The organism is Streptococcus sp. SM5 (genome assembly GCF_027497975.1).
The window spans coordinates 1-22,086 of the sequence record NZ_JAJNSC010000033.1; the positions used below are offsets into that span (position 1 = coordinate 1).

Below are 22,086 nucleotides of genomic sequence, written 5' to 3' on the forward strand. Positions count from 1 at the left end.
ATCAACAAGTGCGTCAGCTTCAGCAAGCACATCGGCCTCTGAGTCAGCATCAACAAGTGCATCAGCCTCAGCAAGCACATCAGCTTCTGAGTCAGCCTCAACAAGTGCGTCAGCTTCAGCAAGCACATCGGCCTCTGAATCAGCAAGTACATCAGCTTCAGAATCAGCGTCAACAAGTGCATCAGCCTCAGCAAGCACAAGTGCCTCTGAGTCAGCCTCAACAAGTGCGTCAGCTTCAGCAAGCACATCGGCCTCTGAGTCAGCATCAACAAGTGCATCAGCTTCAGCAAGCACATCAGCTTCTGAGTCAGCCTCAACAAGTGCATCAGCCTCAGCAAGCACATCGGCCTCTGAATCAGCGTCAACAAGTGCATCAGCTTCTGAATCAGCAGGTAAGACTAGACAGCAATTGCCGAATACAGGTACAGAAGCTTCCAAATCATCCGTGCTTTTAGGAGCTTTGGCAGCAGTTACAGGTATTGGATTGGTTGCGAAACGTCGTAAACGTGATGAAGAAGAGTAAGATGACCTATAAATTTAGGCAAAACTAACTCGTGCACGTAAATCATAGAAACCCCTTGAAAAAGTAGAATTTTCAAGGGGTTTTTACTATTATATAGCTGAAATTTTGACTAAAAAATTGTATAATAAATATAAGGAGAAAATCGCTAGTGGATGATAAAATAACGGTCATTGTACCGGTTTACAATGTGGAAAGCTATCTAAGAAAATGCCTAGATAGTATTATTGCTCAAACATATAAAAATATTGAGATTATTGTCGTTAATGATGGTTCTACTGATGCTTCAGCTGAGATTTGTAAAGAATTTGTAGAAATAGATCACCGAATTATCTATATAGAACAAGAAAATGCTGGCCTGTCTGCCGCACGAAACACCGGTCTGGAAAATATGTCCGGAGATTATGTGACCTTTGTGGATTCAGATGATTGGATTGAGTTAGATTATGTAGAAACCCTATACAAAAAAATAACACAGTATCAGGCTGATATTGCAGTAGGTAATTATTATTCTTTCAACGAAAGTGAAGGAATGTTCTATTTTCATATATTAGGAGACTCTTATTATGAGAAAGTATATGACAATATTTCTATCTTTGAGAACTTATATGAATCCCAAGAAATGAAGAATTTTGCTTTGATATCTGCTTGGGGTAAACTCTATAAGGCAAGATTGTTCGAGCAGTTACGCTTCGATGTAGGTAAATTAGGAGAAGACGGTTACCTCAATCAAAAGATTTATTTGTTGGCTGAAAAGATTGTTTATATCCATAAAGGGATCTATTCTTATCGCATCAGAAATAATAGTTTGTCCAGGACTTGGACAGAAAAGTGGATGCATGCCTTGGTTGATGCCATGTCTGAACGTATCACTTTATTAGCCAGTCTAGGATATCCTTTAGAAAAACATTTAGCTATTTATCGTCAGATGTTAGAAGGAAGTCTTTCTAATGGTAAGGGAAGTGATTTAGAAGAAACTACCACCTATAAAGAGTTTGAGGCAAAAAAACATCTACTAGTTCAACTTGAAAAAACTAAGAAAACACAAAAGAAAGCCATTGTCCTAGCGGCGAATTACGCCTATGTAGACCAAGTATTGACTACGATTAAATCTATTTGTTACCACAATCGTTCGCTTCGTTTTTATCTGATTAATAGTGATTTTCCTAATGAATGGATCAAGCAATTAAATCAGCGCTTAGAGAAGTTTGACTCAGAAATTATTAATTGCCGGGTAACGTCTGAGCAAATTTCGCGTTATAAAACGGATATTAGTTACACAGTTTTTTTACGCTATTTCGTAGCTGATTTTGTAAAAGAAGAAAAGGCACTTTATTTGGACTGTGATCTGGTTGTAACGAAAAATCTGGATGATTTGTTTGCTACAGACTTACAAGATTATCCTTTAGCTGCTGTTAGAGATTTCGGAGGCAGAGCCTATTTCGGTCGAGAAATCTTTAATGCAGGTGTTCTCTTAATCAATAATGACTTGTGGAAACAAGAGAATATGACTCAAAAGTTGATTGATTTGACTAATGAATGGCATGATAAGGTAGATCAGGCAGATCAGAGTATCTTGAATATGCTTTTTGAACATAAATGGTTGGAATTGGACTTTGATTATAATCATATTGTCATTCATAAGCAGTTCACTGATTATCAATTACCTGCAGGTCAGGACTATCCTGCTATTATTCATTATCTTTCTCATAGGAAACCGTGGAAGGACTTGGCGGCTCAAACTTATCGTGATGTTTGGTGGTACTACCATGGCCTTGAATGGACAGAATTGGGACAAAATCATCATTTACATCCATTACAAAAATCTCACCTTTATCCGATAAAGGAACCGTTCACTTGTCTCATCTATACAGCCTCAGACCATATTGAACAAATTGAAACATTGGTTCAATCCTTACCAGATATTCAGTTTAAAATCGCTGCTAGAGTGATGGTTAGTGATCGATTGGCTCAGATGACGGTTTATCCAAACGTGACTATTTTTAATGGAATTCACTATTTGGTAGATGTTGATAATGAATTGATAGAAACAAGTCAAGTACTTTTAGATATTAATCATGGTGAAAAGACGGAAGAATTTTTAGAATATTTTACAGAAAATGGGAAACCAGTCTTCGCTTTTGAAAATACTAAAACGATAGACATGGGGCAGCTAACGTATCAGACAGATCAAGTCGGAGATATGATTGAAAAACTGAGAGAATGTGCAAGGGGATGGAGCTGAAGATGATTGGTGATGCTTTAATTTTAACTGTTAGTGACCAGATTGAACACTTGCTGTATCTCTTGGACCAGCTCCCACAAGTTTGTTTTCATATTGCAGCTCCCGTTGTATTTTCAGATAGAATGTTAGAATTACAATCAAAGGGAAATGTGCGCTTACATACAGTAACTGATGAAGCTAGTATTTCTTTTTTGATGAGAGTTTGTGATGTGTTACTGGATATCAACCATTATGAAGAAGTAGATCAGGTGGTGGCACGGTTTTCTCAGGCTGGCAAGAGAGTTCTTGCTTTTGATAATACTATGCATGGTCAACAAGGACAAGAATGCTATTCTTCCTCTACTCCTCAAGCAATGGTTGAGGCGATTTTAGATTGTTTGAATCAGCCTCATATCACCGTAAATGACTTGGACCGTATTTATCAGGAAGGCGCATGGAATTCCTTTGAGATAGGATCTTCTGCTAGTCTATGTGTCGCTCAGAAGGTTACTTGCCGTAATTTTGAGAGTTTTCAACTACCTGCTGGAAAGCTTATTCTTTATGAAGGAGTCTTTTTGAATAACTACTGTAGTATAAACTGTATTGACCGCATCGAAATCGGATCTGGAACCATGATTGGAGAAGGTGTCCGTTTTTATGACCATAATCATACTTATACAGCAGAGAGAATTGAAAAGTGGCAGTGGACTACGTCTCCGATTAGAGTTGGTAGAGATTGCTGGATAGGAAGTAATGTCACGATTTTAAAAGGAGTGACGATTGGGGATAATACCATTATCGGAGCAGGTTGCCTCATACGCAATGATATTCCAGCAAACAGTGTGGTTTATAATGATGGGCATCTTTTTGTAAAAAGAAGAGATTAAACGGGAAATAGAAATAAATCAAGGCTAGGTAAGTTAGTATATGGGGAATGAATTAATCAGTATTATAGTTCCAATCTACAATGTTGAGAATTATTTGCGACAATGTTTGGATAGTATTCAGAATCAAACTTATAAGAAGTTTGAATGCATTATGGTTAATGATGGTTCCACGGATAACTCACAACAAATTGCGGAAGAGTATCTAGAAGATAGTCGTTTCAAACTAATCAATCAATCTAATAAAGGTTTAAGTGGAGCTAGAAATACAGGGATTAGTCATATTAGAGAAGAGTCTACTTTTGTAGCTTTTGTAGATAGTGATGATTATATTTATTCTGATTTCTTAGAAACTTTAATAGAACACATTGAAGATGATGTTGATATTATAGAAGGAATGATTGAAAATTTCCATGATGAAATAAAAGTTGATAATGTTTCTCATAATTTTGAGAAAAAAATATTAATAACCAAGGATGACAAATTGGGAGAATTGGCATTAAATGAGCTGAGAGTTAGCGTTTTTCCAAAATTGTTTCGAAAAAGTTTATTAACAGAAGATTTTTTTCCAGAGGGGTGGATATTTGAAGATTTAGCAGTTATTCCCGAGTTGGTAAGTCATTCAGGAAAATGGATTAAATTACCAAAAGTTATCTATGGTTACAGGATTCGTCCAAATTCAATCACTACTAAAGAGTTTTCAGAAGAAAAATTAGATGTATTTAAGATATTCGAAAAATATGACTTGTTTTTTAAAGATGAGAGTGATAGAACGAAATTATTAGTTGAAAAACTAAAATATTTACATTTGAATTGTCATGACATCGAATTTGTACCAGAGAATAATCAGTATAAACAGTTATACAAACAAGAAAAACAAAAACTACTATCTAAAATAGCAGATTATGAAAGTAAAGCCTTAATTAGTATTATTGTACCTATTTACAATGTCGAGAAATATTTGAGACAATGTTTGGATAGTATTCAGAATCAGACCTATCAAAATTTCGAATGTTTGCTAATAAATGATGGATCTCCAGATAAATCAGCAGATATCTGTAAAGAATATGTTGATAAAGATGCTCGTTTCCATTATTTTGAGAAGGAAAACGGAGGTCTCGCATCAGCACGTAATTTGGGGATTAAGTATTCAAAAGGTAAATATATCACGTTTATTGATTCGGATGATTGGGTGGAATCGGACTATTTAGAAGTACTATATTCAAAAATAGTAGAGTATGATACAGATTTTGTGATAGGATCATATAAACAGTTTAGTATGCCTGATAATTGTTATTATATGCATGTTTGGGAACAGGATTATTATGAAAAAATCTGGACTAGTCAGGAATTGCTAACTCAGCTACCAAACCTTGAAAATTATGATAGTTCTTACACAGTTTCTTGGGGTAAACTATTTAAACGTTCTTTATTTGATGAGATATTATTTAATGAGCAACGGAAATTTGGTGAGGATTTTGAGTGTAGCTTTAAATTGTATTTGAGTATGACAAGTTGCTTATATATTCATAAGGCCCTCTATAATTACAGACTGCATTCTGAATCAATGTTGGGGCAAGTTGTGACGGAAAGACAGTTGATGGATGATATTGAAATTCGAATAGGACGACTACCCTATCTCATAGTGAGAGGAATTGATTCGTCTCCATATATTTCAAATTTGAAATCGTTCATTCAATTTAGAATAAATGAAAAGGAAAAAGTAGGTTTAGAAAATTCAAATGCGATACAGATGTATCAAGAAATACTTAGAAATTTATAGGAAATAATATCATTATTTTAAATGAAAATGATAGCTATTGATATGAAATAAAATCATAATCATTATTTAAACTTGCAATAATAGAAATTCTAAAAATCAGATTAAAGAAAAAGAGTTTTCTATTCTTAAAGTGAATTTTTAAAAGATAAGAAATATGAAATTACATTTAACGAATTTATACGGCATGGCAGGTGATAGTACGGTTATCTTAGCGCAAAATGCTGTTCAAAAGATTGCTAGCCAATTGGGATTTAGAGAAGTCGGTATCTATTTTTATAATATTGCTTCAGACAGTCCATCTGAAATGAATAAGCGTCTGGATGGCATTATGGCCAGTATCTCTATTGGAGATATATTAGTCTTTCAGTCTCCAACCTGGAATGGCTTTGAGTTTGATCGTCTCTTGTTTGATAAGCTAAAGGATATGCAAGTAAAGATTATTTGCTTTATTCATGATGTCGTTCCCCTCATGTTTGATAGTAATTATTATCTTATGAAAGACTATATGTATATGTATAATCTATCAGATGTTTTGATAGTGCCGTCTGAGAGAATGAAAGAACGGCTGATAGAAGAAGGCTTGACAACTAAGAAGATTCTCATTCAGGGGATGTGGGATCATCCTCATGATTTATCCTTATACACTCCGACTTTTAAAAAAGAACTCTTTTTTGCTGGAAGTTTAGAGCGTTTCCCAGACTTGCAAAATTGGTGCCAAGATACGCCTTTAAGAGTATTTTCAAATAAAGGGGAAGCTAGTTCTAGTGCTAGAAATCTCAGCATCGAAGGATGGAAAAAAGATGAGGAATTGTTGCTAGAATTATCAAAGGGTGGATTTGGCCTTGTCTGGGGAACCCATCAAAATGAGGGAGAAAGTAACCAATACTATACCTTGAATATATCTCATAAGGTGAGTACCTACCTGACAGCTGGTATACCAGTCATTGTACCTAGTAGCCTGTCAACCGCTAAATTTATAGTAGATCAAGGCTTGGGCTTTGTGGCGGATAGTCTTGAAGAAGTTCATGAGATAGTTGATGAAATGAATCTACAAGAATATCAAGAAATGACGAATCGGATAAAAACCTTTAGTTATTTGTTAAAAGAGGGTTATTTCACTAAAAAGCTACTGGTAGATGCAATCTATCACTTGGGAATTAATTAAGGAAATGAAATGAACAAAGCAATTGTATTAGCTGGGGATCGCAATTATACTACACAGTTAGAAACAACCATAAAATCTATCCTATACCACAATAGAGATGTTAAGATTTACATTTTAAATCAAGATATCATGCCAGATTGGTTCCGTAAGCCAAGAAAAATAGCTCGCATGTTAGGGAGTGAGATTATTGATGTGAAGTTGCCTGAACAGGCTGTGTTTCAGGATTGGATCAAGCAAGCTCATATTAGCAGTATTGCATATGCTAGATATTTTATCCCAGATTATATCCCAGAAACTAAGGTTTTATATTTAGACAGTGACTTGATTGTGAATACTTCTTTGGAGAAATTATTTTGTATTGATTTAGAGGAAAAATTATTCGCAGCAGTTAGAGATACAGATGGAATTACATTTAATACAGGTGTTCTATTAATTAATAATGAAAAAAGTCGCCAAGAGAAACTAAAAGAACGTCTAATTGAACAGTCTATTGTAACAATTAGGGAAGTTGAAGAAGGGAGTTTTGATAATTTTAACGGTGATCAAACGATTTTCAATCAGGTTTGTTCTAATCAATGGTTAGAGCTGGATAAAGAATTTAACCTTCAAGTTGGCCATGACACAACTGCATTTTATAATAAATGGGAAAATTATTTTAATGAGTTAGTAACCCCTAGTATCATACATTTTGTGTCTTATAGAAAACCTTGGAAAACCTTGATAGCCAATCGTTACCGTGATTTATGGTGGCAATTCCATGATTTGGAGTGGAGTCAGATTTTACAACATCATTTAGGAGAGTTTGAACTGACATTGCCCCTAGATAAGGAATTTTCTTGTTTAACTTTGACAAATTCCCAAGATTTAGAAGGAATAGAAGAGTTAGTTACAGCTCTACCAGATGTGGTATTTCATATCGCGGCTTGGACGGATATGGGTGATAAGCTAAAAAGATTGGCAGTATATGATAATGTGAGATTGCATCCACAGATTGTTCCACCGGTCTTAGATAAGCTGAAAAAGTCAACAAATCTTTATTTGGATATCAATCATGATAGTGCAGACGAGAACTTTTTAAAATCTTTGCAAGAACAAGAAAAAACGCTATTGGCTTTTCAATCGACTCAGCATGGAGATTTAGGACAAATCGTTTTTGAAAATGAGAAAGTTTCCTTTATGATGGATGCGATAAAAGATTTTAAGAAACAAGGGCATCTTACCTGTTTTCGACAACTTCCAAGTTTGACTTGTTTAACGTTTACGGCTTCTCAGGATATTGAACAACTGGATTACTTGGCTGAACACTTACCTAATGTTGTTTTTCAGGTTGCTGCCTGGACAGCTATGGGGCCAAAACTATATGATTTATCTAATCGTTATCCCAATATTCAACTTTATCCAGCAATTTCAATAGATAAGCTAGAAGAGTTGAAGGAAAAGATGGATGTTTATTTAGATATCAACCTACTGACTTCAACAGCTGATATGGTTGCAGAAATGACTCATCTATCTAAACCTATACTAGCCTTTTATAAATCTCAAAATGGTAATAATGGCCAAAGGTTGTATTCAAGTGAACATCCTGAACGAATGTTGGCTGATTTGCAGAAATTGATAAATAAGTCTATGCTAGAAAAACCGCTTGATACAATCCAGGTGAAAGGGATAGATGAAACTTTGGATTATATTATTGAACATAATTCTTCTTTAGTTCGTTTTGGAGATGGGGAAATCAATATGCTTGCAGGGCATTCGATTCCCTACCAGGATTATGATGAAGAGTTGGTTTCAATCATGAGTGATATTATCGGTCAGGAAAGTCGAGAAGAATTAGTAGTGTGCCTTCCTGATGCCTTTACAGATCGTTTTAGGTTTACATCGTGGGCGATTCCATTTTGGAAAGATCACATGGATCATTATATGGATTTTTACAGAGAGTTATGTAGTGATTCATGGTATGGCTCAACCTTTGTATCTCGACCTTATATCGATTTTGAAGACAAGAGTCAAGCTAAATCCCAATTTGAAAAATTGAAAAGTATCTGGAAAAACCGTGACTTACTGATAGTTGAAGGAGCGACCTCTCGATCAGGTGTAGGGAATGATTTGTTCGATGAGGCAAATTCTATCAAGCGAATTATCTGTCCTTCTCATAGTGCCTTTTCTAGAGTTCATGAAATTGAACATGAAATTGAAAAGTATGCTGCTGGTCGCTTGATTTTATGTATGCTTGGCCCTACAGCAAAAGTTTTAGCCTATCATTTAAGTCAAAATGGATACCAAGTATTAGATATTGGTCATATCGATTCAGAATATGAATGGATGAAGATGGGGGCTAAAACAAAGGTTAAATTTTCACATAAACATACAGCAGAGTATAATTTTGATCAAGATATTGAATTCATTGAGGACGAAATCTATAATAGTCAGATTGTCGCAAAGATATTAGATTAACTAAAAAGTATGATAAATGAGTTCACAATTTTTAGTGAACATTTTTAGACAAATAAAGAAATTAATGAGGGTAACTCTCTAAAAGAATCTATTATGAACAGGAATTTAACGGAAATTTTTCAAGATTTACATAGAGACTGCCCGATAACTATATTGCTAGATAAATAAAGATTTATTCTATAATTTTAAGATGGTAGGTGAAATGTATGGAATCTTTGATTAGTGTTATTATTCCAGTTTATAATACTGAAAGTTATATTGGAATTTGCTTGGAAAGTCTTGTTAAACAGACTTATACAAATTTTGAAGTGCTTATGATTGATGATGGTTCTACAGATAATTCAGGAAGAATTTGTCAGGAATATATAGAGAGTGACTCCCGTTTTCATTACTATAGGAAAGAAAATGGCGGAGTTTCCTCTGCTCGTAATTTGGGGATTGAATACTCCAGAGGTGATTATTTAACGTTTGTTGATTCAGATGACTGGGTTGAGGAAGATTATTTAGAAGTTCTATATTCTGCTCTAGTATCCGAATCTGCGTCAGTCTCAATTTCAACATATAAAAGATTTTCTATGGAAGATAATACTTGGTATTTTCATTCTTTTCAACGAGGTTACGATAAACGAGTCTTTCATCATCTAGAACTAATCAACGAATTAATTGATTTGGATTCTTTCGATCATTCATATCGTTTTGTAAGTGGAAAGTTAGTAAGAAAAGATGTTGTGGGGGATATTCGTTTTAATTCTCTAACTAGTTTAGGTGAAGATATGGAATTTTGGTTTAAAATCTATCTAATCTCACCTAAATCTGTCTATATCAATAGAGATAGTTATGTTTATAGAATAGGTGAAGGCTCGACGAGATATTTTAGTTTACTCAAGATCAGGTGTGATTTACAGCAACGTGAAAATTTTATAGCTCTTCTTGCTGCTCGAAATATAGATGTTGGTCGATACGTAGACAATTTTGTATCCCTGTTAAAATTTCGAAAAAAAGAACTTGAAGATAAAAATCTATCATCAACAGATACGATGAAATGGATTAAGGAAACATTATGTTTACTTGATAAGTAAGTGAATAAAGTGATTTTGATTTTATGTAAAGATGATAAAAAAATCTATTTGCTTTAATTTATGTAGGATAAAAATAGTGTTAGTTAGAATAAATGATAAGGATTTAAAATGGGAAATACCAAACGTGCAGTAGTATTTGCAGGTGATTACGCTTATATTCGACAAATCGAAACAGCTATGAAATCAATCTGTAGACACAATAGTCACTTAAAAATTTATGTACTAAACAAGGACATTCCTCAAGAATGGTTCAGTAGATTAAGAATGTATATTCAAGAGATGGGAGGAGACTTGATTGATTGCAAGCTTATTGGGCAACAGTTCCAAATGAATTGGTCAAATAAACTGCCTCATATCAATCATATGACCTTTGCCCGTTATTATATACCAGATTTTGTAACAGAAGATAAAGTTCTCTATCTAGATAGTGATTTGATTGTGACTGGTGATTTGACCGATTTGTTTGAATTAGATTTAGGTGAAAATTATCTGGCAGCAGCACGTTCTTGTTTTAGTGCTGGAATTGGTTTTAATGCCGGAGTATTATTAATAAATAATAAAAAATGGCAAGCTGAAAATGTTAGACAAAAGTTAATTGATTTAACAGAAAAAGAACATGAAAATGTGGCAGAAGGTGACCAGTCAATTTTGAACATTCTTTTTCATGACTCATATATTGAAATAAACGAAAAGTTTAATTACCAAATAGGATTTGATCGAGGTGCGGCAGAACAAGGGCATGCTTGGATCTTGGAAAAATCAATTAATCCGCTCCCTAAAATCTTACATTATATTTCTCAAGATAAGCCGTGGAATCAATTTTCTGTAGGTCGCTTGCGAGAAAATTGGTGGAATTATTCTTTTATGGAATGGAGTTATATTGTATCTACTTGGAAAGAGAAGGGTGACTTTTATTCCGCACAAATATATAAACCAAAATTAACTTGTATGAATTTGACAAATTCTTGGTGTGTAGAAAAAATGGATTATCTAGTTAAACAATTACCAGAAGTACATTTTTATATTTGTGCCCATACTTTTATGGCAGATGAATTAAAGAGATTAGCAACATTTAATAATGTTACCCTCTATCCTAATGATTTTCCTTTGTTAATAGAAAAACGTTTAAAAGAGGTTGATATTTACTTAGATTTGAATCATGATCAGAAATTAATGTATATTTATGATTTAGTAAAGAAATTTGAAAAGCCGATGCTAACTTTCGATAATACACGTTGCTTGACTATACCTGAAGAATCATATGCTGGTATTTGTCATCATGATAGACCTGATGAAATGGTTTCGGCTATAAAGTTGCTTGAGCCAGATTTTTAATAGTTGTTTGAGAGGCTAAAAGTTGAACAGTCTGAAATTTATTGAGTATGTATTACGAAGATTTCTTAACTTATATTTATCATAAAAATACTTTGATTATTTTTGTAAATATTAAAATTGCTTGAATTATTCAATAACTAATTTATAAAATTAAGATAGATTAAAATTTTGAATTTTTGATGATGTTGTGTTTGAGAAGTAGTAATATTTTCAAGTTATTGTTTTGATTTTTAGGGCTTTATATAATGATTGAATCATTTTAAATTTAGGAACCATGTTAATGTTATGGATAGAGTGAATAAGGGGTTAATAGTTTATGAAGAAAGCAATCGTACTTGGGGCAGATAATGGTTATATGGATAAGGTGGAAACTACCATCAAGTCTGTTTGTGCTCACAATCATAATATAAAATTTTACATATTTAACGATGATTTGCCCTCTGACTGGTTTCGAATTATGAATTTCAGATTGAAAGCGAATCATTCTGAAATTGTAAATGTAAAAATTTCTGACCATACTCTTAAAAATTACCGGTTAGCAATTAGTTATCTTTCCTACGCAGCCTTTTTTCGCTATTTCATAGGCGAATTTGTAGAAGAAGATCGAGCGATTTACCTTGATTCAGATATAATCGTAACATCTTGCTTGGATGAATTGTTTAACATCGATTTGGAAGATTATTGGTTAGCCGGAGTTGCTGATTACTTTGATGGAGATTATACGGGTGGATTTAACTCGGGAATGATGGTTATTCCTGTTAAAAAGTGGAAGGAAAGTGATATAGCCAATCAACTCTTACAATTAACAGAACAATACCATCAAACAGTATTTGGAGATCAGGGGATTTTAAATATCTTATTTAAGGAAAAGTGGAAAAAAGTGGGGCGCCTTTATAATTTTATGGTTGGTATGGATACGCTGGCTCAAGTTGTGAATGATGAGTCTTGGTATCAATCATCTTTACCAGATGGTGTTTTACCAAAAGTTATTCATTATACGGGCGATAAACCTTGGTATCACTTATCAAAGAATCGTTATAGATCTATATGGTGGTTTTATTATAGTGTGGAGTGGTCAGATATTCTTCTGAGAAAAAATCCTATAAAAGGTCAATTATTGAGCGATTTTAATACTCTTATTGACCCTCCTCTTTTTCATACTGCGATATTTACAGATTCATGTGAATTGGAGCAGATTGAAAGGTTATTAATAGAGTTTCCTCAGGTACATTTTTCGATTTTAGCACACACTTCATTTGCTTCGTCTGTTATTGACTTACAACAATTTTCAAATGTATCTGTATATCCAGGATTCATTCCTTTTACATTTGATGAAGTGTTAAAAAATCTTGATTTTTATTTAGATATTAACCATGGAAATCAAATAGCTGATATTATTAGTAAAGTTCGTGCATTGGGCAAACCAATCTATTCCTTTGATGTTACTAATCATGATGATACAGGTTATAATAAAGTTTATGAGGTTTCTGATGTTATGCAAATGATTAAAGATATAAAAATGTATCTTGGAACAATAAAATAGGGATAAAAGAGATGAATAAAATAATAGCGATGGGGGCCGATAATGGCTATATGAATAAGGTAGAGACAACCATTAAATCAATAGCAGCTTTTAACGATCATTTTAAAATCTATGTATTTAATGATGATTTGCCATCAGAATGGTTTCGTGTTATGAATAGGCGTTTAGCCCCACTTGATTCGATGGTAGTTAATGTAAAAATTTCAGATAACAATTTGCGAAAATACAATCTCCCAACACCTCATTTATCATATGCTGCTTATTTTCGTTTTTTTATTCCAGATATGATAACTGAGGATAAAGTATTATATTTGGATTCTGATATAATAATCAATGATGATTTAACGAATCTTTTTGAAATTGATTTAGGGAATAGTCCAGTAGCTGCAGTCAGAGATGAATTGCAAGAAACAAATTTTAATTCGGGGGTATTGCTTATTAATAATTCTTATTGGAGAGCTCACTCAATCTCAAGGCAACTTTTTAGTGTGGCTGATCAATATCATGAAGTTGAGTTTGGAGATCAAGGAATCTTAAATCGTTTTTTTGTAGGGCAATGGAAAGAACTGGATTCCAAATATAATTTTATGGTAGGTATGGATACCATTGCTGAGCGATTTCAAAAAAACGAATGGTATGAAAAAGCAAATAAATATGAGTCTCTGATTTCCATTATTCATTACACAGATAGTAAACCTTGGTCATCAGTGTATAATAATCGTTTAGGAGATAGATGGTGGTTTTATTATAGTATGGAGTGGTCAGATATTATTCTACGAAAAGAGATTATCAAGCATGGTTTAGAAGTAGTTACAGAAAAAGAAAAGTATCACACTGCAATTTTTACGAATGCTTGTGAGATGGAACATCTGGAGTATTTAATAAAAGCACTACCAGAGGTTCATTTTCATATTCTAGCGCATACTAATTTCGCCTCTCAAGTAGTTGATTTACAACGTTATTTAAATGTATCAATCTATCCTCAGTTTAATCGTTATAATTTTGAAAACATACTAAATAGAATAGATTTTTATTTAGATATTAATCATTACAATGAAATCATGAATATTATTCAAGAGATTCATAGACTCGGTAAACCGATTTTTTCATTTGATAATACAAGCAAAGATCAGACAGGTAAAAGTTTTATTTTTTCTTCGCTTGCTCCTGAAACTATGGTAGAAGAAATCATTACTTATCTTAATTCTTTGCATAAATAATTTAGCCAGCTATTGTAAATATTTAATAAATAATTTATAAGATGCAGTATTTAGCAACTAGTAATGAGAGGTGTGAAATGACTAGAAAATCTATTGTATTAGCGGTAGATAATGCCCTATCTTATTTCTTTAGAGACGACTATAAAGTCTGTTTTGTATCACAATAGGGATGTTGATTTTTATATTCTTAATAGTGATATAGCTCCTGAATGGTTCAAATTATTGGGGAGAAAAATGGAAGTTGTAAATTCAACAATCCATAATGTACACATTGATAGAGAACTTTTTGAAGACTATAAAACAGGGCCACATTTAAACTAAGCTTCTTACTTTAGATTTTTTGCGACAGAAGTGGTTGAATCTGACAGAGTATTGTATTTGGATTCTGATATCATCGTAACTGGGGAATTAACTTCGCTATTTCTGATAGATTTAAAAGGACATTCTATTGGAGCTGTTGATGATGTCTATGCCTATGAAGGACGAAAATCTGGATTTAATTCTGGAGTTTTGTTAATGGATGTTGCAAAGTGGAAAGAACATTCTATAGTTAATAGTTTATTGGAATTAGCAGCTGGGCAGAATCAAGCTGTTCATCTTGGGGATCAGAGTATATTGAACATTTACTTTGAAAATCAATGGCTAGAATCTTAAGGAAATTAGAAGTCTGATCTTTACCATTTAGTGTAAGAATAATATATAATAAAAGTGAGATTTGACCCCAAAGCAAATAAAGGAGTATTTTGTGACTAAGATTTATTCGTCAATAGCAGTAAAAAAAGGATTATTTACCTTATTTCTACTGTTTATCTATGTATTGGGAAGTCGTATTACTCTCCCTTTTGTTGACCTAAATAGTAAAGATTTTTTAGGAGGTTCAACAGCCTATCTAGCCTTCTCAGCCGCCCTAACAGGTGGAAATCTAAGAAGTTTGTCAATTTTTTCTGTTGGACTGTCCCCTTGGATGTCAGCTATGATTTTGTGGCAGATGTTTTCATATTCTAAAAAATTGGGGCTAAGTTCTACAGCGATTGAAATTCAAGATCGTCGAAAAATGTATCTGACCTTACTAATTGCTATTATTCAATCCTTGGCAGTTAGCTTGAGTTTACCAGTTCAATCCTCCTACTCGGCAATTTTGGTTGCTCTAATGAATACCTTGTTGCTGATAGCAGGAACATTTTTTCTTGTTTGGTTGTCAGATTTAAATGCTAGTATGGGGATTGGGGGTTCTATTGTAATCCTCCTATCCAGTATTGTTTTAAATATCCCTCAAGATGTTATTGAAACATTTCAAACGGTTCATATTCCAACAGGGATTATTGTGTTACTTGCTTTATTAACCGTTGTCTTTTCTTATTTACTTGCCATTATGTATCGAGCTCGCTATTTGGTTCCTGTTAATAAAATTGGCTTACACAATCGTTTTAAACGCTATTCTTATCTCGAAATCATGTTGAATCCTGCAGGTGGGATGCCTTATATGTATGTGATGAGTTTTCTTAGTGTACCAGCTTATCTGTTCATCTTGCTGGGTTTTATTTTCCCTAATCATTCAGGGCTAGCGGCTTTATCAAAGGAATTTATGGTTGGGAAGCCTTTGTGGGTCTATGTTTATATTTCGGTTTTATTTTTATTTAGTATTATTTTTGCATTTGTTACTATGAATGGAGAAGAGATTGCAGACCGCATGAAAAAATCTGGAGAATACATTTATGGAATTTATCCAGGAGAGGACACTAGTCGATTTATTAATCGATTGGTCCTTCGTTTTTCAGTCATAGGTGGTCTCTTTAATGTGATCATGGCAGGTGGTCCCATGCTTTTTGTTTTATTTGATGAAAAGTTATTAAGATTGGCAATGATTCCAGGCTTGTTTATGATGTTTGGGGGCATGATTTTTACGATTAGAGACGAGGTCAAGGCTTTAAGGCTAAATGAGACCTATAAACCTTTGATTTAGGAGACTTTTATGTATTATTTTATTCCAGCTTGGTATGGTTCTGAGAGGAAATGGCATGCAGATATCACTCCATGGTATTTTTCTCATTTTCGTCTAGAGTTTGATGATACCTTTCACCAGATTCGTCTCTTTCAAGAGCAAGATATAGATTCTCGTCTATTAGTATTAGCTTACCAGCCTCATCTACGTTATTTTTTACATAGACATGGTGTGTTAGAAACGGATACTTATTCCGTTTTTGATGTTATGCAAGATTTTCATAATCTCCATACCCAAGTGTTAAGCATTAGAGATATTGAGTGGGATGATGACTGTGAATTTATTTATAGTCCCTTTACGATTATCGTTCAAAAAAATGGGAAGAAATTTGCTAAGGTTGAACATGGGGTTGAAGGCTTCATCAGTGATATACAGTATTTTGAACCGAATGGTCAAATACATATGCACTATATCATGGATGATCGTGGGTTTGTATCGAGTGTTATCTTTTTTGAAGATGGGCAAGTGGCTTATCAAGAATATCTGAATCCCAAGGGAGTGTGGCAATTCAGAGAGCGTTTAAAAGAAGGCGGACAGGTAGAAATCAATCCCATTTTTGGTTATCGCTTTAAAGCACTTTTCTATCAGAACATGCGAGACTTGGTGGCAGAATTTTTTGAGAATTATCTGCAAACGTATGTGAAGGACCAGGATATTTTTATGCTTCCTTCTCATTCTCATCATGACCAGCTGGTCTTAGACCGATTACCTAGAAAAAATCCTAAACTGTTGAGTCTTTTCATTGGACGTAATCCTCAAGATACCTTTAGAGATTTAGATTTAACTTTTGAAAAATCTGATTTGATTTTGGTGGATAGAGAGGATAGTTTACGATTGTTGCAGGAGTTGTATCCTGAACGAAGACATCAATTTTATCATTTATCATCTTTTGACACCCGATTACGATTGGGACGAAGTCAAACTAAGAAAGAATCCATTATATATTATCAACTGGATTTTGAGCAGGGAATTGATAACCAAGCTCTACTTCAAGTCTTGGCCTTTGTCGCTGAAAATAAGGATACTGAGGTGATTTTTGGAGCATATGCTGCTAGTCAGGAGCAAATGAATGAGGTTGAAAGGATTGTTGAGTCTTTCATCCAAGAAAACATTCAATCCAAAAATCTGGGAAAGGCGATTGATTATGGTGATGCAGAAAATCCTCTGGAAGAAAATCAACACCAGGACTTACGTATACAGTTTGTCAACTTGAATGATGAGTTAGATTTGATAAAAACACTAGAATTTGTTCGTTTGATTGTGGATTTAAATAGTCATCCTCATCTCTATACACAGATAGCTGGGATTAGTGCAGGGATTCCTCAAATCAACCTAGTTGAAACGGTCTATGTTGAACATTTAAAAAATGGTTATTTGCTGACAGATGTAACAGAATTTTCTAAGGCTGCACATTATTATACAGATAGGTTGAAAGAGTGGAATGAGTCCTTGATTTATTCGATTGATAAGATTAAGGAGCACACTGGACAACAATTTCTTGGAAAATTAGAGAAATGGATAGAGGAGGTTAAAAATGTCAAAGGAACTTAATATTTTACAGATAGGACTTGCCAATTGGGGAAATCACTATGACATACCTGAAAATATGAGTTGGTATCATTTTTACCCAAACTCATCAAAAGCCCTTCGTGAAATAATTGAAAAAGAGGATATTAACCGTTTTCATGCAGTTTTAATAGAAGATGGTCAGTATGCTAAAGACTTATTTTCCTTTGTAAAATATTTTGAACCTTATACTTTGTTCTATAACCAGAATCTACAAATAAATGATAGAGAGGTTGTGGATTTTCTAAAAAAACGATGTGCACAAGCAATTGATTTTTCAAGTCCCCAACAACTAATCAATGATTTGAGTAAATCTCTTTTTGGCGGTGGGTATGGTGATAAACTCTTTCCTTCGACGATACAAGTGAATCTAAATTTTACAGGAGCTATTTCTTATCAGGGATTAGATTATGTGAGTTTGGAAGGTGGATTTGGACAAGATTTTTCCCAACTTGCCTATTGGGCTTATAATATAGTTGTTCAAAAAACACTTCCTATTGAGTTGTGGCTTGAATATGAAAAGCAAGGAAATTGTGACTTTCGTTTGATCATCCGTAAAATTTGGAGTGGATCTGTTGATGATATTTTTGAAGAGATCATAGTGTCTGAAAAAGACTTGGAGCAAGCACTTTTTATGGATAGTCGAGACGGAGATTACTTTCTCTCGATATCTGTTGAAGCAAGAGGTCATGGAACTATCAAACTAGGTAATCTTCACCAACGTTGGAGTCGAAAACAATTTGGTAAGTTTGTACTTGGTGGAAATATCCTACATGATTCTAAGCGTGATGAAATAAACTATTTCTTCCATCCAGGTGATTTTAAACCGCCTTTGGCTGTCTATTTTGCAGGTTATCGACCTGCAGAAGGATTCGAGGGCTACTTTATGATGAAGAGTCTGGGATGTCCTTTCCTCCTCTTTTCAGATCCTCGTTTAGAGGGTGGGGCTTTTTACCTTGGAAGTGATGAATTAGAAGGTAAGTTAAAAGCCACCATTCAATATTATTTAGATTATCTTGGTTTAACCTCTAAGGATTTGATTTTATCAGGCCTTTCTATGGGTACGTTTCCTTCTCTCTACTACGGTGCTACTTTTGAACCTCATGCGGTGATTTTAGGGAAACCCTTGGCGAATTTAGGAACCATAGCTAGCCGTGGACGTTTGGATGCACCGGGTGTCTCTAACTTAGCTTTTGATTGCTTAATTCACCATACAGGTGGGACGAGTTGGCAAGATATGACGGAGTTGGATCAGCGATTTTGGAAAACTTTTAAACAGGCAGATTTTTCCAATACTACCTTTGGATTATCTTATATGAAAGATGAAGATATGGATCCGCAGGCTTATGAGAAACTAGTTACTTATTTGTGTAATACAGGTGCTAAAATCTTATCTAAAGGAACGGCAGGTCGACACAATGATGATACAGATACCAATGTTGCTTGGTTTATCCACTTTTATCGGATGGTACTAGCAAGTGGTTTTGGAAGGGAGAAAGGATGATAATCACACAGAGACAGTCCATTCATTGGGGAGAAGTTGGTGGGACTTATATGTACGGATCAAATGTATCTTACTACCCAGACAAGAGTGTGCGTTTATATAACCCCCTCTTGCCATCTGGTGAAGTTTTGAAGACTTGGTTTTCTAGTGTTAATTACCAAGGTGCTAGGACCCAGCCACAACTTCCTTTACTCAAAAGAAATCATCAATATCATTTAGCGATGCATTTCGATTGTCAACCTGAGAATGGTGTCTATATCAAACTGATCTTCTTAAATCGTTATGAGGATGTATTGGAGGAAAAAGTTGAAAAGGCAAGAGAGTTTACCTTTACTTATCCAGAGGATACCTATACTTATCGCATTTCCCTTTTGAGTGCTGGTTTTCAAGAATTAACCTTTTATGATTTTTCAATTAAGGAGATAAAAAGTGTTTAGACGTTTAGGTCAAGATTTCCAGCTTAGGAAAGTGAAAAAGATTTTAAAGAGGATCAATACCTTAAAAGGCAAGATGTCCTCTCTTTCGGATCAAGAATTGGTCGCTAAAACAGTGGAGTTTCGTCAGCGTCTTTCCAAGGGAGAAAGTCTAGATGACCTTTTAGTAGAAGCTTTTGCAGTGGTGCGTGAAGCAGACAAGCGGATTTTAGGGATGTTCCCCTATGATGTTCAGGTCATGGGAGCTATTGTCATGCACTACGGAAATGTTGCTGAGATGAATACAGGTGAAGGTAAAACCCTAACAGCCACCATGCCGGTCTATTTGAACGCTCTTTCAGGAGAAGGTGTGATGGTTGTGACGCCTAATGAGTATTTATCAAAGCGGGATGCAGAGGAAATGGGCCAAGTTTATCGTTTCCTAGGCTTGACTATTGGGGTCCCATTTACAGGGGATCCAAAGAAGGAAATGAAAGCAGAAGAAAAGAAACTGATCTATGCTTCGGATATCATTTACACAACCAATAGTAATTTAGGTTTTGATTACCTAAATGATAATCTGGCTTCGAATGAAGAAGGTAAGTTTTTGCGACCTTTTAACTATGTCATTATTGATGAAATTGACGATATCTTGCTTGATAGTGCACAAACTCCTTTGATTATTGCGGGTTCTCCCCGTGTTCAGTCTAATTACTATGCAATCATTGATACACTAGTGACAACGCTAGTCGAAGGAGAAGATTATATTTTCAAAGAGGAGAAGGATGAGGTTTGGCTCACTACCAAGGGGGCTAAGGCTGCTGAAAGCTTCTTAGGCATAGATCATTTTTACAAGGAAGAACATGCGGTTTTTGCTCGTCATTTAGTGTATGCGATTCGAGCCCATAAACTCTTTACTAAAGATAAGGACTATATCATTCGTGGAAATGAGATGGTATTGGTGGATAAGGGGACTGGTCGTTTAATGGAAATGACCAAATTGCAAGGAGGTCTCCATCAGGCCATTGAAGCCAAGGAACACGTGAAGTTGTCTCCTGAAACGAGAGCCATGGCTTCCATTACCTATCAGAGTCTCTTTAAGATGTTTAACAAAGTATCCGGGATGACGGGGACAGGAAAGGTAGCAGAAAAAGAATTTCTTGAGACATATAATATGGCTGTTATTCGGATTCCAACCAATCGTCCTAAGCAACGAATTGATTATCCCGATAATCTCTATGTGACTTTACCAGAGAAAGTTTATGCGTCTTTGGAATACATCAAAGAGTATCATGCTAAGGGAAATCCCTTACTCGTTTTTGTAGGTTCAGTGGAGATGTCTCAGCTTTATTCATCTCTTTTGCTCCGTGAAGGGATTGCACATAACGTTCTCAATGCCAATAATGCTGCACGTGAGGCCCAAATCATCGCGGAATCAGGTCAGATGGGGGCTGTGACAGTAGCAACATCTATGGCAGGACGCGGTACGGATATTAAATTGGGTGAGGGAGTCGCTGAGCTTGGGGGCTTGATTGTCATTGGAACAGAGCGGATGGAAAGTCAGCGGATCGACCTTCAAATCCGTGGCCGCTCTGGTCGTCAAGGAGATCCAGGTATGAGTAAGTTTTTTGTATCACTGGAAGATGATGTTATCAAGAAATTTGGTCCATCTTGGGTTCATAAGAAGTATAAAGATTATCAAGTTCAAGATATGACGCAACCAGAAATTCTCAAAGGTCGTAAGTATCGTAACCTGGTCGAAAGGGCTCAGCATGCCAGTGATAGTGCTGGACGTTCGGCACGCCGTCAGACTCTAGAATATGCTGAAAGTATGAATATTCAACGGGATATGATTTACAAGGAACGCAATCGTCTAATAGATGGTTCTCGTGACTTAGAAGATGTAGTTTTGGATATCATCGAGAGATATACAGAAGCGGTAGCGGCTGAACACTATGCCAGTCGTGAATTACTGTTTCACTTTATTGTTACCAATATCAGTTTCCATGTAAAGGAGATTCCAGATAATCTAGACCTATCTAATCAGAAACAAGTCCGCAACTTTATTCAACAAGTTGTGAATAGAGAACTCTCTGAAAAGAAGGAATTACTGGAGAAACATGACTTGTATGAACAGTATTTACGACTTTCTCTACTGAAGGCTATCGATGATAACTGGGTGGAGCAGGTAGACTATCTACAACAATTATCTATGGCTATCGGTGGCCAATCTGCTGCACAGAAAAATCCAATTGTAGAATATTATCAAGAAGCCTATGCAGGTTTTGAAGCGATGAAAGAGCAAATTCGTGCTGATATGGTACGGAATCTCCTGATGGGGCTGGTTGAGGTCACTCCAAAAGGTGAAATTCTAACTCATTTTCCATAAGAGGA

At 34.9% G+C, this 22,086-nt stretch carries 15 protein-coding genes and 2 pseudogenes; 16 read left to right on the forward strand and 1 reads right to left on the reverse strand.

Features of this window, described 5'->3' with window-relative positions; genetic code table 11:
- Positions 1–438: pseudogene (locus PAN07_RS16140) on the reverse strand (hypothetical protein); the annotation flags it as partial.
- On the opposite strand from PAN07_RS16140, the gene PAN07_RS16145 reads away from it, so the two are divergent.
- The 16 genes and pseudogenes from PAN07_RS16145 (at position 410) to secA2 (ending at position 22,081) form a co-directional block, all read left to right on the forward strand.
- A complete protein-coding gene (locus PAN07_RS16145; protein WP_223331700.1) occupies positions 410–523 on the forward strand; it encodes an LPXTG cell wall anchor domain-containing protein in 114 nt (37 codons plus the stop codon). The pseudogene PAN07_RS16140 and the gene PAN07_RS16145 overlap by 29 nt on opposite strands.
- A gap of 148 nt (positions 524–671) precedes the next feature.
- Entirely contained in the window at positions 672–2,765 is a 2,094-nt protein-coding gene (locus PAN07_RS16150) for a glycosyltransferase (RefSeq protein WP_269798345.1), read from the forward strand.
- Complete coding sequence (locus PAN07_RS16155) at positions 2,756–3,631, forward strand: acyltransferase (protein WP_125411694.1); 876 nt, start codon at positions 2,756–2,758, stop codon at positions 3,629–3,631. The genes PAN07_RS16150 and PAN07_RS16155 overlap by 10 nt, the downstream gene beginning before the upstream one ends.
- A 40-nt stretch (positions 3,632–3,671) precedes the next feature.
- Entirely contained in the window at positions 3,672–5,411 is a 1,740-nt protein-coding gene (locus tag PAN07_RS16160; RefSeq protein ID WP_269798346.1) for a glycosyltransferase, read from the forward strand.
- A 154-nt stretch (positions 5,412–5,565) separates the two neighbouring features.
- Entirely contained in the window at positions 5,566–6,576 is a 1,011-nt protein-coding gene (locus PAN07_RS16165; RefSeq protein WP_125411689.1) for a sugar transferase, read from the forward strand.
- Between the two features lie 9 nt (positions 6,577–6,585).
- Positions 6,586–9,030, forward strand: a complete 2,445-nt coding sequence (locus tag PAN07_RS16170) for an SP_1767 family glycosyltransferase (RefSeq protein ID WP_125411690.1) — start codon at positions 6,586–6,588, stop codon at positions 9,028–9,030.
- Positions 9,031–9,236: 206 nt separating this feature from the next.
- Positions 9,237–10,109 (forward strand): glycosyltransferase family 2 protein, encoded by an 873-nt coding sequence (locus PAN07_RS16175; RefSeq protein WP_269798347.1) that lies wholly within the window; start codon positions 9,237–9,239, stop codon positions 10,107–10,109.
- A gap of 108 nt (positions 10,110–10,217) precedes the next feature.
- Positions 10,218–11,444, forward strand: a complete 1,227-nt coding sequence (locus PAN07_RS16180; protein ID WP_125411692.1) for a glycosyltransferase — start codon at positions 10,218–10,220, stop codon at positions 11,442–11,444.
- Positions 11,445–11,760: 316 nt separating this feature from the next.
- Complete coding sequence (locus tag PAN07_RS16185; protein ID WP_125411517.1) at positions 11,761–12,987, forward strand: glycosyltransferase family 8 protein; 1,227 nt, start codon at positions 11,761–11,763, stop codon at positions 12,985–12,987.
- A gap of 11 nt (positions 12,988–12,998) precedes the next feature.
- On the forward strand, positions 12,999–14,207 hold the full coding sequence (locus PAN07_RS16190) for a glycosyltransferase family 8 protein (protein WP_269798348.1): 1,209 nt from the start codon (positions 12,999–13,001) through the stop codon (positions 14,205–14,207).
- A gap of 77 nt (positions 14,208–14,284) precedes the next feature.
- Positions 14,285–14,852 (forward strand): annotated as a pseudogene (locus tag PAN07_RS17485) (glycosyltransferase family 8 protein); the annotation flags it as partial.
- A gap of 100 nt (positions 14,853–14,952) precedes the next feature.
- Positions 14,953–16,170, forward strand: coding sequence for an accessory Sec system protein translocase subunit SecY2 (gene secY2, locus PAN07_RS16200; RefSeq protein ID WP_125386233.1), 1,218 nt, complete (start codon positions 14,953–14,955; stop codon positions 16,168–16,170).
- Positions 16,171–16,179: 9 nt separating this feature from the next.
- Complete coding sequence (gene asp1, locus PAN07_RS16205) at positions 16,180–17,760, forward strand: accessory Sec system protein Asp1 (RefSeq protein ID WP_125411519.1); 1,581 nt, start codon at positions 16,180–16,182, stop codon at positions 17,758–17,760.
- Positions 17,744–19,279 (forward strand): accessory Sec system protein Asp2, encoded by a 1,536-nt coding sequence (gene asp2 / locus PAN07_RS16210; protein ID WP_185756201.1) that lies wholly within the window; start codon positions 17,744–17,746, stop codon positions 19,277–19,279. Before asp1 ends, asp2 begins: the two co-directional genes overlap by 17 nt.
- On the forward strand, positions 19,276–19,716 hold the full coding sequence (asp3, locus tag PAN07_RS16215; RefSeq protein ID WP_049492128.1) for an accessory Sec system protein Asp3: 441 nt from the start codon (positions 19,276–19,278) through the stop codon (positions 19,714–19,716). Before asp2 ends, asp3 begins: the two co-directional genes overlap by 4 nt.
- Positions 19,709–22,081, forward strand: coding sequence for an accessory Sec system translocase SecA2 (secA2, locus tag PAN07_RS16220; RefSeq protein WP_269798349.1), 2,373 nt, complete (start codon positions 19,709–19,711; stop codon positions 22,079–22,081). Before asp3 ends, secA2 begins: the two co-directional genes overlap by 8 nt.
- Positions 22,082–22,086: the final 5 nt, after the last annotated feature.

Coding starts and splice junctions, on each gene's coding strand:
- PAN07_RS16175 (WP_269798347.1), top strand. CDS start 9,237: ATGGAATCTTTGATTAGTGTTATTATTCCAGTTTATAATACTGAAAGT.
- PAN07_RS16155 (WP_125411694.1), top strand. CDS start 2,756: ATGGAGCTGAAGATGATTGGTGATGCTTTAATTTTAACTGTTAGTGAC.
- PAN07_RS16160 (WP_269798346.1), top strand. CDS start 3,672: ATGGGGAATGAATTAATCAGTATTATAGTTCCAATCTACAATGTTGAG.
- asp2 (WP_185756201.1), top strand. CDS start 17,744: ATGTCAAAGGAACTTAATATTTTACAGATAGGACTTGCCAATTGGGGA.
- PAN07_RS16170 (WP_125411690.1), top strand. CDS start 6,586: ATGAACAAAGCAATTGTATTAGCTGGGGATCGCAATTATACTACACAG.
- asp3 (WP_049492128.1), top strand. CDS start 19,276: ATGATAATCACACAGAGACAGTCCATTCATTGGGGAGAAGTTGGTGGG.
- PAN07_RS16190 (WP_269798348.1), top strand. CDS start 12,999: ATGAATAAAATAATAGCGATGGGGGCCGATAATGGCTATATGAATAAG.
- PAN07_RS16185 (WP_125411517.1), top strand. CDS start 11,761: ATGAAGAAAGCAATCGTACTTGGGGCAGATAATGGTTATATGGATAAG.
- PAN07_RS16180 (WP_125411692.1), top strand. CDS start 10,218: ATGGGAAATACCAAACGTGCAGTAGTATTTGCAGGTGATTACGCTTAT.
- PAN07_RS16165 (WP_125411689.1), top strand. CDS start 5,566: ATGAAATTACATTTAACGAATTTATACGGCATGGCAGGTGATAGTACG.
- asp1 (WP_125411519.1), top strand. CDS start 16,180: ATGTATTATTTTATTCCAGCTTGGTATGGTTCTGAGAGGAAATGGCAT.